This is a genomic window from Ferrimonas kyonanensis DSM 18153 (assembly GCF_000425405.1).
GTDB classification, from domain to species: Bacteria; Pseudomonadota; Gammaproteobacteria; order Enterobacterales; family Shewanellaceae; genus Ferrimonas; species Ferrimonas kyonanensis.
Map to the genome: position 1 here is coordinate 21,507 of NZ_AUDJ01000028.1, position 14,565 is coordinate 36,071.

The 14,565-nt window shown below is 56.5% G+C and carries 16 protein-coding genes; all 16 read left to right on the plus strand.

All coding sequences use genetic code 11. The annotated features are described in order from the left end of the window. Positions 1-24 precede the first annotated feature (24 nt). The 16 genes from H598_RS0110435 to H598_RS0110510 all read left to right on the plus strand — a co-directional run bounded on the left by H598_RS0110435 (position 25) and on the right by H598_RS0110510 (position 14,545). Positions 25-816, plus strand: coding sequence for a helix-turn-helix domain-containing protein (locus H598_RS0110435; RefSeq protein ID WP_084144417.1), 792 nt, complete (start codon positions 25-27; stop codon positions 814-816). Next, positions 813-2,168, plus strand: a complete 1,356-nt coding sequence (locus H598_RS0110440) for a L,D-transpeptidase family protein (protein WP_084144418.1) — start codon at positions 813-815, stop codon at positions 2,166-2,168. The genes H598_RS0110435 and H598_RS0110440 overlap by 4 nt, the downstream gene beginning before the upstream one ends. Positions 2,169-2,394: 226 nt before the next feature. Further along, a complete protein-coding gene (locus H598_RS0110445; RefSeq protein WP_028112975.1) occupies positions 2,395-2,586 on the plus strand; it encodes a Flp family type IVb pilin in 192 nt (63 codons plus the stop codon). Between the two features lie 79 nt (positions 2,587-2,665). After that, positions 2,666-3,205 (plus strand): A24 family peptidase, encoded by a 540-nt coding sequence (locus H598_RS25540; protein ID WP_051252656.1) that lies wholly within the window; start codon positions 2,666-2,668, stop codon positions 3,203-3,205. 150 nt (positions 3,206-3,355) lie between these two features. Further along, a complete protein-coding gene (locus H598_RS0110455; protein WP_035415805.1) occupies positions 3,356-3,550 on the plus strand; it encodes a Flp family type IVb pilin in 195 nt (64 codons plus the stop codon). A 188-nt stretch (positions 3,551-3,738) separates the two neighbouring features. Further along, positions 3,739-5,043, plus strand: coding sequence for an ATP-binding protein (locus H598_RS0110460; protein WP_028112977.1), 1,305 nt, complete (start codon positions 3,739-3,741; stop codon positions 5,041-5,043). A 37-nt stretch (positions 5,044-5,080) separates the two neighbouring features. Continuing rightward, positions 5,081-5,911, plus strand: coding sequence for a Flp pilus assembly protein CpaB (cpaB, locus tag H598_RS0110465; RefSeq protein ID WP_028112978.1), 831 nt, complete (start codon positions 5,081-5,083; stop codon positions 5,909-5,911). A 34-nt stretch (positions 5,912-5,945) separates the two neighbouring features. Next, positions 5,946-7,400, plus strand: coding sequence for a type II and III secretion system protein family protein (locus H598_RS0110470; protein ID WP_156896997.1), 1,455 nt, complete (start codon positions 5,946-5,948; stop codon positions 7,398-7,400). Positions 7,401-7,410: 10 nt separating this feature from the next. Next, positions 7,411-7,686: a hypothetical protein gene (locus H598_RS0110475; RefSeq protein WP_035415806.1), complete on the plus strand. Its 276-nt coding sequence runs from the start codon at positions 7,411-7,413 to the stop codon at positions 7,684-7,686. A gap of 37 nt (positions 7,687-7,723) precedes the next feature. Next, positions 7,724-9,064, plus strand: coding sequence for a pilus assembly protein TadG-related protein (locus H598_RS0110480; RefSeq protein WP_028112981.1), 1,341 nt, complete (start codon positions 7,724-7,726; stop codon positions 9,062-9,064). 2 nt (positions 9,065-9,066) lie between these two features. Then, complete coding sequence (locus H598_RS0110485) at positions 9,067-9,528, plus strand: TadE/TadG family type IV pilus assembly protein (protein ID WP_035415807.1); 462 nt, start codon at positions 9,067-9,069, stop codon at positions 9,526-9,528. Beyond that, the gene (locus tag H598_RS0110490) at positions 9,525-9,992 is read left to right on the plus strand and encodes a TadE/TadG family type IV pilus assembly protein (protein WP_028112983.1); all 468 of its coding nucleotides are present in this window, start codon (positions 9,525-9,527) and stop codon (positions 9,990-9,992) included. The genes H598_RS0110485 and H598_RS0110490 overlap by 4 nt, the downstream gene beginning before the upstream one ends. Before the next feature lie 22 nt (positions 9,993-10,014). Beyond that, positions 10,015-11,259, plus strand: coding sequence for a CpaE/TadZ family protein (locus H598_RS0110495; RefSeq protein WP_028112984.1), 1,245 nt, complete (start codon positions 10,015-10,017; stop codon positions 11,257-11,259). Positions 11,260-11,262: 3 nt separating this feature from the next. Further along, positions 11,263-12,579: a TadA family conjugal transfer-associated ATPase gene (locus H598_RS0110500; RefSeq protein ID WP_028112985.1), complete on the plus strand. Its 1,317-nt coding sequence runs from the start codon at positions 11,263-11,265 to the stop codon at positions 12,577-12,579. Between the two features lie 11 nt (positions 12,580-12,590). Then, the gene (locus H598_RS0110505; protein ID WP_028112986.1) at positions 12,591-13,565 is read left to right on the plus strand and encodes a type II secretion system F family protein; all 975 of its coding nucleotides are present in this window, start codon (positions 12,591-12,593) and stop codon (positions 13,563-13,565) included. Between the two features lie 2 nt (positions 13,566-13,567). After that, positions 13,568-14,545, plus strand: coding sequence for a type II secretion system F family protein (locus tag H598_RS0110510; RefSeq protein ID WP_028112987.1), 978 nt, complete (start codon positions 13,568-13,570; stop codon positions 14,543-14,545). The last annotated feature ends 20 nt before the right edge of the window (positions 14,546-14,565 follow it).

The window sequence follows — 14,565 nt, forward strand, 5'->3', positions numbered from 1 at the left end:
GATCAACTTAGAGGAAAGGATTCGATGATGACCGTCGCTTCTCCTGGGGTTTCCCTGTGCCATTTCGATCAAGAGAGTCCCGGTAAACTGGCGGCTCAGCTCAGCGACGCCCTCACAATCACCGTTCACCGGGTTTCGGCGCTGCCCGACGGCAACGATCCCTGCATTGTGGTTATGAACAAGCAAGACCATCGGGAGATGGCGGCAATCGAGCAGATTCGCCTCAAGCAACCCGGCCGCAGCCTGATGTTGCTGATGCCGAGATTGTCAGTCCCGGCACTGCGCTGGGCCTTAAGCCACAGCGTCACCCAGGCCTACTCCTACCCGTTGTCGGCTCTGGAAGCGACCGAATTGAAACTGCAGCTGAATGAGCACTACCACTGCCCGAGCGTCATGCAACGACACACTCACGACAAACTGCGCCAGGTGCTGGATCTTATCGAACACACCTTCGATCGCCCATTAACCCTCAACCAGTTGGCAACCGAGGTCGGCATCAGTCACAGCCGGCTCAGCCACCTGTTTCGCAAAGAATTGGGGATCAAGTTCAGCCACTACCTGATCTGTCGACGGCTGGAGGCGGCACCGGCACTGCTTCACGAAGAGGGGTTGACCGTCGCCGCCATCGCCTATCGGCTGAGCTTTTCGACACCGTCGCACTTTTGCCGCGCTTTCAAGGCTCACTTTGGCCTGACCCCATCGGAGTACAAACAGGGCGCAAAATCCGGCCAGTACAGCAACTCCTATCGCCGCTACCTTGAGTGCCGCCAGCCGCAGAGCCTCCGTCACGGTATCGCCCTTGCGAGCCTGGCATGAGGAGAGCGGCGCTGCTACTGATGCTGTGGGTCAGCCTGGGGTTCCCCGCCGCCCTAGCCAATCCCCCCTTGCCGAGCACCGACGATGCCAGGGTATCGTGGCCGACCAGTTGGGTAGACCTGCTTCAGGATCTGGCACTGCTGGCCGAACAACCTCACTACAGCGATGCAGAGCTCAAACACGCCTCCAAGGCCTTCATCAACCTAAGGGGGGAGATGCAGCGCAAGTCGGTGACCGACGAGCAAACCCGGTTTGATGCCCTGCAGAACAGCCACCAGCTGGAAAACTGGATACGGCTAAACCAGCCCCAATACCAGGCCTTTAGGCTGTTGCAGCAGGCGCTAAAGTCGGAACAGCAACTGCAGAGCCTGCCAAGGCCCGATACCGACCTGATTCGGCACCTGTCGCTGGGGCAGAGCCACCCGGAAGTCGTGGTGCTGCGCCGCCTGCTCGCCGCCCGACTGGGAGAGAGATTACCGGCCCACCTAAACAATCGTGCGGTATGGGACCCAGCGCTGATAGAGGCACTCAAGCGTTATCAGGGCCACAACGGCCTAAACACCACCGGCACCCTGACTCCGGCAACCATCGACTCCATCATGGCCAGTGGCGAGCACCGAATCAAAGCCATTCGATACAGCTTACGGCAGTGGCTGCAACTGCCTCCCAGGCTCAACGGAGACAGCATCATCGTCAACCTGCCGCACTTTAACCTGCTGGTACTGCAAGACAACCAGGTTCGGCTGACGCTGCCGGTGATTGTTGGCAACCCCAACACCCCGACACCAAGATTCAACAGCCGCTTCAACTCCATCACCGTCAACCCCAGTTGGACGCCCCCCTACAGCATCATCAGTAGCGAGCTGATTCCAGCCTATCACCGAGATTCCCAAAGCCTGAAACGGCAGGGGTTCGAACTGCTGTCCGGCCCCCGCAGCGCCCCGGAAAAACTGCCCTGGTCCGAAGTGGAATCCCTTGAGCGTGCGCTGGCCAACCACCGACTGGTTCAGCGTCCGGGTAGCAACAACGCCTTGGGAAAGGCGAGGCTGAACCTGGTCAACAGCAATGCCATCTATCTGCACGACACCCCCAATCGCAAGCTGTTCCGGCAGACAAACCGGGCGCTCAGCCACGGCTGCATTCGGGTTGGTAACATCGATGCCCTGCTGACCTATCTGGCTGATCAAGCCCCCAGGGCCAGTCGCGATGCGGTCCGGGCCGCCCTGAAAACCGGCGACTCACTGACCCGGCGAATTCGCAGCAAAACAGAGGTGTACATCGTCTACATGCCCGCTTGGCCCAACGCCGATGGCACCCTATCCATTGCCGCCGACATCTACAATAAAATTTAAAAAGGCACTAATATCAGTTTGATAGCAAGACAAATGGCATAAGTTATGCCGGAAATATCTCAGTAAGAATTCATTTTAATGAAAGAAATAGCAACTTGGTGTTAGGCACAAGCAATTATTTGGACTAACTTTAATTCTGTGTCGAGCATCCATATGTACCCTATGCTCAGACATTTCCTAGTGCAACAACTACTAGGCATTAATCTAACTGCGCGGAGATATTGCTATGTTTAAGAAAGCACTCGTTGATTTCTGGAATGACGAAAGCGGTTTATCCGCGGTAGAGTATGCTATTGCTGGTAGCCTTGTCGTAGGTGGCATGGTTATCGCGTTTGGTGAGCTAGGGACAGAGGCCACACAGGAAATTTCTGCCTTGTGCGCTGCAGTAGATGCTGCAGGTGACTGTGACGGCCAATAGACAGGGAAGTTTAAATACTTTGTCGCGTTAAGAGCACTGCTTTATGGGCAGTGCTCTATTTATTTGGGGGACGTTTTTTATGTCGGAGCTGACGTTAATACAAGCAAAATACATTCTTGCCTCGGTCGTATTCATTATCGCCGTCATCACCGATTTAAAAACAGAAAAAATTCCTAATACCCTGGTGTTATTCGGTGTGATCGCCGGATTCACCGTTCAAACCTTCTACAGTGGCTGGTTGGGCATCCTGCATGCATTCGCCGGTGCGCTGACGGCCGCCATCTGTTTACTGTTTTTTTATGCGAAAAAAATGCTCGGCGCTGGCGACGTAAAATTGATGATAGCCATTGGCACCATACTCGGGCCCTACATGGTGTTCTGGAACCTCTGCTTTGGCATTATTGCCGGAGGACTGACCACGCTAATTTTTGCGTTTTCCCGGGTCGGTTGGCGCGGCGTCTACACCAGCTTAAAGCGCTATTACCAATGCCTGCTTACCCGTACCTATTACAAGCCTGCCGCCGATGAGGCCGCCGGGCTGCAGGTACCCTATGCGCCGGCTCTGGCCATCGGCTGGCTGATCATCATGTGGGCACCATTACGCTTACCCGGGCTCTGATAGGAAGCAGGGACTCCAGACCACTCTACGCAACTGGGTGACAGAAAACCCCACACCTTACGACTATGCTTTAGTCATTATCGACGTAATTTAGGCTGTTGAACGTCAATCAGTTACACAGAGACACGACAACCGTGCTGGAGAGATTCCATGGCCATACTTCATGCCGTTCGTACCTTCTGGCTCGATGAATCGGGCTTATCTGCAGTTGAATACGCCATCGCTGGCAGCCTGGTAGCCGGCGGCATGGTGATTGCCTTTACCGAACTTGGCACCGAGACATCGGAGCAGATTTCGGCCATGTGCGCCGTGGTCGATGCCGCAGGAGATTGCGACGGACAGTAATTAAAATCTATACACAAGATAAACAAATCGTATATTCGGGCACTGCTTGGCAGTGCTCGAATATCTGCGCATAAAAAAACAAACCCCATCGAAATTAAAAAATCACGCCAGAACACCCCTGTTTTGAATTGCCTTTGACCGCATCTGAACTAACTTAAATATAAGTGAGTTTTTCAAAGGATAGGTTGATGAACAGCGAGGTTAATCACCCCAGTGCCAGCACTGCGAACCAACTGGCGATAAAGCCGGCCTCGATGGAGGCCGTTGGCGTCGACCCTCAGTTACTGCAAAGCCTGCTGTTGAAGCATCTGCTCGACGGCGATGTCCTGACCATGGAGAACCTCAATCAACGACTGGCCCTGACTGGAACCCTGGTACAACAGTTACTGGATAACGCCAAGCAAAACAGTCTTGTCGAAAACAAGCAAACCACCAGCGATGGTCAGATGCGCTATACCCTCAGCCACCTGGGACGTGAGCAGGCTGAGTACGCACTGAGTCGCAGTGGCTACCTGGGGCCGGTGCCGGTGCCTTTGGATCAATACTGGCGCGTCTGCAGATTGCAATCCAGCCGCCAACACACCATCACCCGACCGATCATCAACCAGGCTCTCGAGGGTTTGGTCCTTCCTCACCGGTTGATGGAAGAGATAGGCCCAGCCCTGAACTCCAAACGGCCGGTGCTGATTTACGGTCCTCCCGGTACCGGGAAAAGCTACCTGTGCCGCCATTTTAACCAGGTTTTTGGGGACGATGTGTTGATCCCCCATGCCATCGCCATCGGCCAGGCCATCATCCAGATCTTCGACCCTCAGCTGCATGAACTGCATGAAAGCAACGGCGACAATCAGTCGCTGCTGCTCACCGAAGGTCACGATCCCAGGTGGCACCGCTGTCGCCGCCCTCTGCTGGTGGTTGGCGGTGAACTGACCCAGGAGATGTTGAATGTCCATTACGATCACAACAGCCGCACCTACCATGCGCCAATTGGCCTTAAATCCAACAACGGAATATTGTTGGTCGATGACTTAGGTCGGCAGCAAATTACTCCAAAAGAGATATTCAACCGCTGGATTGTTCCCATGGAAGAGAGCAAAGATTTTCTCTCTCTTCCCAGTGGCGAACATTTTGACGTTCCCTTTGAGCAAATATTGCTTTTCTCAACTAACCTTGATCCAGAGCAGTTGGTTGACGATGCATTTTTAAGAAGGCTGGGATACAAAATTCAATTTGCAGCCCTCAACAAAGAGCAATTTAGCGATATTTGGCGACAAAATTGCCATGACTTCAACCTGAATTATGATCCTCACATATGCGACTGGATTATTGCCAATCTCTATGAACCGGCAAGCAAGCCTTTATTGCCCTGTCACCCGAGAGATTTGCTGTCCATTGTCGCGGATCAAATTAGCTATAACGAGTTACCCGCAGAGGTAACCCAACAATTATTGCAGCGGGCTTGGTCAATCTACTTTGTAAATAGCGCGCACTAGTCGAAATCACCTCGATACGGCATTGCTGGGAGGAGAGATGAATACCCGATCATTATTTTTCGTTCTGTTATCACTGGTGTTTGGCGTCGGCGCCGTCATGCTGGCTCAAAACTGGCTGAAACAAAGCCAACCAACCTCTGATCACCCCGATCAAGCGGTGGTGGTCACTATGTCGGTCAGCGTTCCATCCGGAACGGTTCTGGAAGCCAAACACCTGTCTCTCCAGGCCATTCCAAAAGCTTTGGCCCCCCGGGATGCCCTGACCTCCATCGACCAGGCCGTGGATAAAGTGGCCAAATTCCCGATGCTACAGGGTGACACCCTGCATCCGGATAAGCTGGCTCTACGAGGCGAAGGCAGCGTCCTGGCCAGCTTGATTGAGCCGAATAAGCGCGCGGTCACCATTCGAGTCAACGACGTGGTCGGGGTCGCCGGTTTCCTGCTGCCGGGCAACCGGGTCGATGTGCTGGTGACCTTTAAAGTCGGCAACGTCCGCAATGTGGCCGCCGAAACGCAAACCGAAGTGGTGCTCAGCAACCTGAAAGTGCTGGCGGTGGATCAGAAAGCCAACCAGGACAGCAGCCAACCGCTGGTGGTCAGGGCCGTCACCCTGGAGGTCACGCTTGAGCAAGCGGAATCCCTGATGAGTGCAAGAGGCAAAGGCACCATTCAACTGGCGCTGCGTAACCCAACCGATGATTCCGAAGTGTCGGTCGCTCAGGCATCACCAGAGCCACAACCGGGCACCCCCGTCACTCAACCAGAGGCGGTTCCCGCCAAAGTGGCCCCTCGCCCGCCAGAGCAACGAAAAATGAAAATCGAAGTGATACGAGGAACGGCCCAGCAGACCGTCACCGTGGAAAGCTGATCTCGACCACCAGCATCATTAGGAACGCGAAACTATGGATACACTGACTCAGAAAATGGGCAAACTCCTTGGCCGCATCGCCATGCTGTTGCCTCTTATCGCCGCCCTGCAGTGGCACCATGCTGCCGTCGCCGGTGGCCCGACGGCCCTGCAACTACAGAGTTTTCCGGTTCCCATCTACAAATCCAGAACCCTGCCAATCAAGCAGGCGGCAGCCCGGGTTTCCGTGGGTAACCCCAACATCGCCGATATTCTGATCATGCAGCCAACCGAGTTGTATGTGCTCGGCAAACAGCTGGGCAGCACCAATATCCTGGTTTGGGATGACGAAGATCGGCTGGTGGACATCATCGACATTGAGATCACCCACGATCTCAATGGCCTCAAAGAGAAGCTGTATCGTTTCCTGCCGGAAGAGCCCATACAGGTTCACAGCTCTCAGGGACAACTGGTCATCGGTGGTCAGGTCTCCAACCTGGACCGAATGAACATGGCCATGAACCTGGCCCAGGGCTATGCGGTGGCAGCGGACACGTCTGGCAACCCCAGCACCGTGCTGAACATCATGTCGGTGGGCGGCGGTCACCAGGTGATGCTGGAGGTGACGGTAACCGAAGTGCAGCGGGAACTGGCGCGGCAGCTGGACTCGGATTTTCAGTTGATCACCGAAAGCAGCGATTTCATCGGCGGCATCGTCGGCGGTGATGGCATCATCAGCGACAAGGGCTTCTTCGGCAGCTACGTCAGCGGTGACTTCCTGTTCAACTTCGCTCTGGATGCGGCCAAGCAGCAAGGCCTGGCCCGAGTTCTGGCGGAACCCAATATCACCGCATTGAGCGGTCAATTGGCCGAGTTCCTGTCCGGGGGGGAGTTCCCGGTACCGGTTCCCAGCCGTGAAGGCACCACCATCGAATACAAGAGCTTTGGTGTCGGCGTTAAATTTGTCCCCACCGTGCTGGACAGCGGCCGCATCAACCTGAACCTGAATGTACTGGTGAGTGAACTCAGTAACGCCAACTCGGTGGGCATCGTTCCCGAAGGCTCCACCGCGGCTCTGGTGACCCCATCCATCATCAAGCGCAGCGCCAACTCCACCATCGAGCTGGGCGACGGCCAGACCATTGCCATCGCCGGTTTGCTCAGCAACACCGTGCGCGAAAGCCTGGACGAGCTGCCTGGGCTGGGAGAGATCCCGATTCTGGGCCAGCTGTTCAGCAGTCAGGAGTACCGCAATGGTGAAACCGAGCTGGTGATTCTGGTCACCCCGAGATTGGTTCGTCCCATCATTCGTGACGACCTGATTTTGCCCACCGATGGCTTCGTCTCACCCTCCGATGTGGGCTTCTACCTGCTGGGCGAGATGTCTCAACGCGAAGAGCAAGATCACATCGACACCAACCCCAATACCGTCGTCAGCGAACAACCCCTGGCACCGGTTCCGGCCACCGACAACGGCGGAACTCAAAACAAATACGGCCATTCGCTGTAAGGAGCTAACTATGAAACGTCCCCTGTTCGCTGGCCTGTTGTTCCTGCTCCTAAGTGGGTGCGCTTCCGATGTGATGACCCAGTTTGAACTGGGCACCACGACGGCTCAGCTCAAGCAACAAGAGATTCTGGATCCGGACGCGGTCGCCCGCAACGCGGGTAAGGTTAACCAGCTCGATGGCCAATACGGAACGGCGGTAATGGAAAACTACCGCACCTCGACCTACCGGCCAGAAACCGCCCGCAGCCAATTTATCGACGTCAGCTTAGGTGGCGAAAACAACTAAGTTGACCAGGAGTGACTCTTTTTCCTTGGAGGTGAACATGAACGTTTCACGACGCCATTTTCCGGAACGGACTCCAGGAAAACAGCGCGGAGCCATCGTGGTTCTGGTGACCATCGCCCTGCTGACCATCGTCATCATGGGCGCCATGGCGCTGGAAAGCGGTCATCTGCTGCTGAGTAAAACTCGGCTCCAGAATGCCGTCGATGCGGCCGCCCTGTCCGCAGCCGTGTCTCTGGATGATGGTAACAACCATGCCGCAGCTCGCCAGAGTGCCGTCACCACCCTGACCACAGTACTGGGTGCGTCGGATTTCAGCCAGCTTAGCGGCGACATCGATCTGGCCAGTGCGTCCTACAGTCAGAACCAGGTAACCGCTCAGCTGGTCATCGAGTTCTCTCTGCAGCCGGACCCCTTTACGGTGACCACCGACGTCGACGCCAAGTACGCCCGAGTGCGGGTCGATGATGTGGAGCTGGCCACCTACCTGGGCAAGGCCATCAACATGGATAAGTTCACCAGCGCCTCCGCCGTGGCCGGCCCCAGCACTCCCTTGGTCAACTGCAGCCTCAATGTGCTGCCGATGATGGTGTGCGAAGGCGACACTCCCGGCGAGCCCTTTGGCTACCCTCAGGGCAACATCATGGCGATGAAGATCTCCAGCAAACAAGACTCGCCTATCGGCCCGGGTAACTTCCAGCTGATCCGCCTCGGCGACAACTCCGGTGCCGCCGACATTCGCGCCGCCATGGCTGGCGAAGACTCCGGCAACAACTACTGTTTCGGCGGCGACGACGGCATCTCAACCGAGCCTGGTAACAACGTCGGCCCGGTGGCCACCGGCATGAACACTCGACTCGGTCAATGGCATGGCGGCACCGTCAACTCCACCGATCACCCCAGAGACAAAGACATCTGCGTCGGCGAAGAGCTGGAGATCAACGACGATGACGAGATTGTGTTCTCTTCGGACGGCGCCCTGGTGGATGGAACCGCCGCCACGCCGTCGCTGTACCGCTACTCAGATTACACCGATAACTACGTCGACAACACCATCGATGGTGGCTCGCTCTACCAGAACAGCTGCGCCGCCACCGGTGACAACTGGGACTCCGATGGCGGTGCCAACCGCCGCGAGTTTGCCATCGTGGTGGGCGATTGCGATGGCCAGAGCAATGGCCAGAACAACGACATCCCCTTCAAAGGGTTTGCCTGCTTCTACCTGATGCAGGAAGTGATTCAGAAAGGAAACCTGGCCTACGTGCTGGGCGAGTTTGTCGAAGACTGCACCGGTACCGGAGTGGCCACCGATGACACAACGGTCACCGATGGCCCCTACACCATTGTCCTGTATCGGGATCCCGACAATAAGGACTCCTGACCATGAAAACCAATGCGCGCTCACTCAACAAGCAACAGGGACTGGCGGCCATCGAAGCGATGATCACCCTGCCGATCCTGTTTCTGTTCTTTTTTGCCATCGGCGAACTGGGCCGGGTGATGTACCAGTACAACCAGTTGAACAGCATCGCCCGCAACGCCTGCCGCTACCTGATCAACAACGCCAAGCCCGGCACCACCTCGCTGATCGATCTCACCGACGCGGTTCAGTCTCAGGCCAAGGACCTGGCGGTATATGGCACGACTGGCGGCAGCACCTCGCTGTTAAGCGGCTTTAGCGTCAATGACATCAGCATCTCGGTTCCCGCCGGAACCGATGTCATTACCGTCACCGCCACCTACAACTGGACGCCGATCTTTAACGGCAACCTGGCCGGCGACTATGGCACCACCGTCGATTACAGCTTTCCCCTGACGGCCACCATTTCGATGAGGGCACTATGAATCACAAAAACCAACGAGGGGTCTATGCGGTAGAGTTCGCCATCGTTGCCACGGTGGTGTTTGTGATCATCTTTGCCTGTCTGGAGGTCTCCAGGCTGATGTTCGCCTACAACGTGTTGACCGAAGCCTCCCGAAGGGCGGCCCGTCTGGCCACCGTCTGTGCCCCCGACACCTCGGGCAACCCGGCGGCACCGGTAGCACTGCAATCCCTGGCCCTGTTTGACGGCGCCAACTTCGGCCCGGCCATCACCAATGCCAACCTGAACATTGAGTACCTGACCCTAGCTGGCGTCACCGCCACCTCCTTCTATGACATCGCTCTGGTCAGGGCCTCGATCACCAACTACCAGCACACCTTCGTGGTACCCGGCATCACCCTGCAGATTAACTCTCCGGACTTTGTCACCACCCTGCCCAGAGAAAGCCTGGGTGCCACACGATTTGGGACAACCGTATGCATTTAAATACCCATAAGGAGTGACCAGTATGGACAAATCCAACACTCCGCTGGCTCAGGAACAGTGGCAGGACACCCAAACCCAATCCATTAAGCCTGCCCGGCCTAAAGCGCTGCCAGTGCCCATGAGTGCACTGCTGGTGGCTGCCAACCTCACCGATCAAACCGCACTGGTGGAGGTGTTGCGCTCCACCCCTAACCTGCAGCTGGACTCTCTGCCAATCAACCAGATCAATACCGATCTGCTGGCCGCTACTCAGTTGTTGATCCTGCTGGTTCCCAACGACCCCAAGCAGGCCACCACCCTGATTCAGAGCTTTGCCGGCAAAAGCAAAAACATGATCATCCTGGGTAAAGAAGCCTCGCCGGAGGTGCTGCGCATCGCCATGCAATCCGGCGCCAACGACTTCATTCCCATCGAGTCCTCCCCGCAGGAACTGACCACAGCGATTCATAAAATTGCGCAAGAGCTGGCCCATTCCATGCGCTTGGCTCCGGTCATCGCCGTGGTCAACGCCAAAGGCGGTGCCGGCGCCAGTTTCATTAGCACCTCCCTGGCCGACGAATTCGCTCAGCGCGACAAGAAAACCAACGTCGCTCTGCTCGATGGCGATCACCTCAACGGCAACCAGATGCTGCTGCTGGACACCAAGCCTCAGTACTTTTTTCATGACGCCCTGTCTCAAGTAGAGCAACTGGATGACACCGCCATTACCGGCCTGATGAGCCAGATAGACAACATTCACCTGCTGCCGGCGCTGCCATTCAGTCAACTGGACAATCAATGTTTTCAGTTTGAACACCTGCCGACCCTGCTGTTTAAGGTGCGTACCCACTACCAGTCGGTCACCGTGGATCTGTCCCGGGGACCGGACAACTGGTCGCTGCCGCTGCTAGTGGACGCCCAGCACGTTCTGGTGGTGATACAGGACAGCATCGCCTGCCTGCGAGATGCCGCCGCGGCCATTCGCTACTTCACCCTGCAGCTGGGCATTCCGCAGAACCGTCTGCACATCATCTTCAACCGCTACACCCCCAACCGCAGCCAAATCACCGTGGCCGACGTTAAAGAGACCGTCGGCGTGGACTCGGTATTCACCGTTCGCAACGACTACAAACGCGTCAGTTGCTGTGTGGACGAAGGCAAACGTCTGTCTGAATTCGCCGCCAAAGAAGCGATCACCAAAGACATCCGCAAGATCTGCGATGACCTTGTCCCGAACGAGGGAGAGCAGCATCAGACCGGAATCTGGGCCAAACTCTGGAGAAAATAAGCTATGGACGCCTCACAAGACATCAGTAACAAGCTGCTTAATGAGCAGGAAAACATCATTAAGAAGGAGCTGCACGACCGCCTGATGCAACTGCTGGACGTATCCCGTCTGGAGTCCATCAGCGAGACCGAGGCCCGTCAGCAGATCTCCAAGATCTGCAATGAGATTCTGTATGAAAATCCGCGCCCCATTAACCTCAGTTCGCGGGAAAAGATCATTAAGCAGATCAACGATGAAGTGATGGGACTGGGCCCTCTGGAGACCCTGCTCGAAGATCCCACCATCTCAGACATCCTGATCAACAACTTCAACAACATCTTTGTCGAGCGCTTCGGTAAACTGGAACAGGTGCCGATGCAGTTTAATGACAACCAGCACCTGCTCAATACCATCGACAAAATTGTCTCCGGCGTCGGCCGGCGGGTGGATGAATCCAGCCCCATGGTGGACGCCCGCCTCAAAGACGGTTCCCGGGTCAACGCCATCATTCCGCCCTTGGCCCTGGATGGCCCCAGCATGTCCATTCGTCGCTTCACCGTCGATAAACTCACCGCCGAGCAGTTGGTGCAATTCGGCTCCATGACCCAACAGATGTCTGACGTGCTCAATGGCACCGTGCTGGGCAAACTCAATATCTTGGTCTCCGGCGGTACCGGCAGCGGTAAAACCACCCTGCTCAACATCCTGTCCGGCTACATTCCCGACGATGAGCGCATCATCACCATCGAGGACTCGGCAGAGCTGCAGATTCAACAGCCACACCTGGTCCGCCTGGAAACCCGTCCCGCCAACCTCGAAGGACGGGGAGAGGTCTCCCAGCGCGAACTGGTGAAAAACTCCCTGCGCATGCGCCCGGATCGCATCGTCGTCGGCGAGGTCCGGGGCGCCGAAGCCATGGACATGCTCACCGCCATGAACACCGGCCACGAAGGCTCACTGACCACCTTGCACGCCAACTCTGCCCGCGACGCCCTGAGCCGACTTGAAAACATGGTGTGCATGGCCGGGTTCGACGTGCCGGTAAAGAACATCCGTACTCAGATCGCCTCGGCCATCGACCTGGTGGTGCAGTTGGAGCGGCAGGAAGACGGCCGCCGGCGCATCGTCAGCATTACCGAGATCAATGGCATGGAAGGTGATGTCATCACCATGTCGGAGATCTTCAGCTTCCAGCGCCAGGGACGTAACGAGCAGGGACAGATTCAGGGGAATTACCGAGCCAGCGGCGTGATTCCACACTTCCATGACGAATTGAACAAGAAAGGCATTGTGCTGCCGTTTGAGCTGTTTGGCGTCGATAACAACATGGACATCATGTAGGAGAGGCGGTCATGAGCATTCAAGTCATCTTTCTGGGCTGCGTTTTCGCTGCGGTGCTATTGCTGTCTCAGGCTCTGTTTTTACCGGTCTACCGACCTCAGCGGGGCGATACCCGAGTCATCAAAGACCGCCTCAAGCAGTTGGCCAAAGAGCGGGGTGACAGTGCCGACGACGTTTCGTTGCTACGCCGTAACCGGCTGCAGAAAGCCTCCTCGCTGGGACGCAGCATGGAGCAGTTCCCTTTTATTCAGAACCTGTCCTTTAAGCTGGAGCAATCCGGGTCTCGCTACTTGGGACACCAATACCTGATGATGGCCCTGTTTACCGCCACGGTGTTTACCCTGGTGTGCTGGTTCCTTTCCAAAGACTGGCTGTTCTGTGCGCTGGCGTTTCTGCTGACCCTGACCCTGTTTCACTTCAAGCTGTCGCGGGATTTTGACAAACGCATGGAGACCATTGAAGAGCAGTTTCCCGAAGCCCTGGACATTCTTCGGCGGGGTCTGCAGGCCGGTTACGCCTTCTCCGACTCGGTCAAGCTGACCTACGAGGAGATGGAAGGGCCGCTGGCATTTGAGTTCCGGCTGATGTTTGCCGACATCAACTACGGCAAAGACACCAAGCGGGCGCTGCTGCGATTTATCGAGCGGGTGCCGTCGGTATCGGCCATGGCTTTCTCCTCGGCGGTACAGGTGCAGAAAGAGACCGGCGGCAACCTGGCCGAGAACATGAAAAACCTGTCCCGGGTCATTCGCCAGCGGTTCACCTTTAAACGCAAAGTAAAATCCATGTCGGCCGAAGGCCGAATGTCCGCCTGGGTACTGGTACTGATGCCTCTGGGGCTGTTCGCGTTCCTGTTTCTGACCTCCCCCAGCTACGCCCGCGAATTGACCGACAGTGAATCGGGCAACGATCTGCTGATGTACGGCGCCATCGGCATGATGATTGGCACCTATTGGATTGGCCGCTTGATTCGAATCGAGGTGTAACCATGGACTATCTCTTAAGCCTCCTCAACCAGCTGCTGCAAAATCAGACCTACTCGGTCTACGTGGTCTACCTGATTGCCGCCGGCGCCGGGGTTACCCTGGCCATCGGTGTCGGACTGTTGTTCAGCGGCCTGTACTCCCCTGCCCGTCAACGGCTGGCCCACCTCAAAGCCACCGAGGGCAACGCCGCACAACTGCATGACGACTTCGACGATTCCCTGGAGCATGGCCTGCACCATAAGAAGCATCAAAAGCTGATTGGCCGCTTTGCCTTTGGCAACGAAGACACTCGAAAACGACTGATTCACTCAGGCTTCCACTCCAATAACGCCCTGGCCGTCTACAACGGCTGCCGCATCCTGGTGTTCGCCGCCGCCATTGCCGGCTGCATGTATATGCTGCGAACCTTCACCAACACTTCAGGCACCGTCTTGTTCTATGGCATGGCGGTGATCCTGGGCGTGGCCTTTGTGCTGCCCAGCTTCATCCTCGACACCCTGGCCGACAAGCGAATGCGCAAGATGCGGGTCGGTTTTCCCGACGCCCTGGACCTGTTGGTGGTGTGCTGTGAGGCCGGCCTGGGGCTGCTGGCGGCGCTGAACCGGGTGGCCGCCGAGATTCGCCTCAGTCATTTCGAGTTGGCCGAAGAGTTGCAGTTGGTGTGCCAGAAGAACCGGGCCGGATTGCCCATGAACGTGGCGCTGCAAGAGTTTGCCGATCGCACCGGGCTGGAAGACATTCGCGGACTCAACGGCTCCATTACCCAGTCGATGCGCCTGGGTACCGGCATCGCCGAAACCCTGCGAGTCTACTCCGAAGAGTACCGGGAAAAACGGATTCAGGCCGCCGAGGAGATGGCCGGGAAACTGGGGGTCAAGATGATGTTCCCGATGATCTTCTGCATCTGGCCATCGTTCTTTATTGTCGCCATCGGACCGGCGATGCTGAAATTGGCCGAAGTATGGGATGTCGCCTTCTAAATTTGCGTCTTCAACAAGGA

Coding starts and splice junctions, on each gene's coding strand:
- H598_RS0110435 (WP_084144417.1), top strand. CDS start 25: ATGATGACCGTCGCTTCTCCTGGGGTTTCCCTGTGCCATTTCGATCAA.
- H598_RS0110440 (WP_084144418.1), top strand. CDS start 813: ATGAGGAGAGCGGCGCTGCTACTGATGCTGTGGGTCAGCCTGGGGTTC.
- H598_RS0110445 (WP_028112975.1), top strand. CDS start 2,395: ATGTTTAAGAAAGCACTCGTTGATTTCTGGAATGACGAAAGCGGTTTA.
- H598_RS25540 (WP_051252656.1), top strand. CDS start 2,666: ATGTCGGAGCTGACGTTAATACAAGCAAAATACATTCTTGCCTCGGTC.
- H598_RS0110455 (WP_035415805.1), top strand. CDS start 3,356: ATGGCCATACTTCATGCCGTTCGTACCTTCTGGCTCGATGAATCGGGC.
- H598_RS0110460 (WP_028112977.1), top strand. CDS start 3,739: ATGAACAGCGAGGTTAATCACCCCAGTGCCAGCACTGCGAACCAACTG.
- cpaB (WP_028112978.1), top strand. CDS start 5,081: ATGAATACCCGATCATTATTTTTCGTTCTGTTATCACTGGTGTTTGGC.
- H598_RS0110470 (WP_156896997.1), top strand. CDS start 5,946: ATGGATACACTGACTCAGAAAATGGGCAAACTCCTTGGCCGCATCGCC.
- H598_RS0110475 (WP_035415806.1), top strand. CDS start 7,411: ATGAAACGTCCCCTGTTCGCTGGCCTGTTGTTCCTGCTCCTAAGTGGG.
- H598_RS0110480 (WP_028112981.1), top strand. CDS start 7,724: ATGAACGTTTCACGACGCCATTTTCCGGAACGGACTCCAGGAAAACAG.
- H598_RS0110485 (WP_035415807.1), top strand. CDS start 9,067: ATGAAAACCAATGCGCGCTCACTCAACAAGCAACAGGGACTGGCGGCC.
- H598_RS0110490 (WP_028112983.1), top strand. CDS start 9,525: ATGAATCACAAAAACCAACGAGGGGTCTATGCGGTAGAGTTCGCCATC.
- H598_RS0110495 (WP_028112984.1), top strand. CDS start 10,015: ATGGACAAATCCAACACTCCGCTGGCTCAGGAACAGTGGCAGGACACC.
- H598_RS0110500 (WP_028112985.1), top strand. CDS start 11,263: ATGGACGCCTCACAAGACATCAGTAACAAGCTGCTTAATGAGCAGGAA.
- H598_RS0110505 (WP_028112986.1), top strand. CDS start 12,591: ATGAGCATTCAAGTCATCTTTCTGGGCTGCGTTTTCGCTGCGGTGCTA.
- H598_RS0110510 (WP_028112987.1), top strand. CDS start 13,568: ATGGACTATCTCTTAAGCCTCCTCAACCAGCTGCTGCAAAATCAGACC.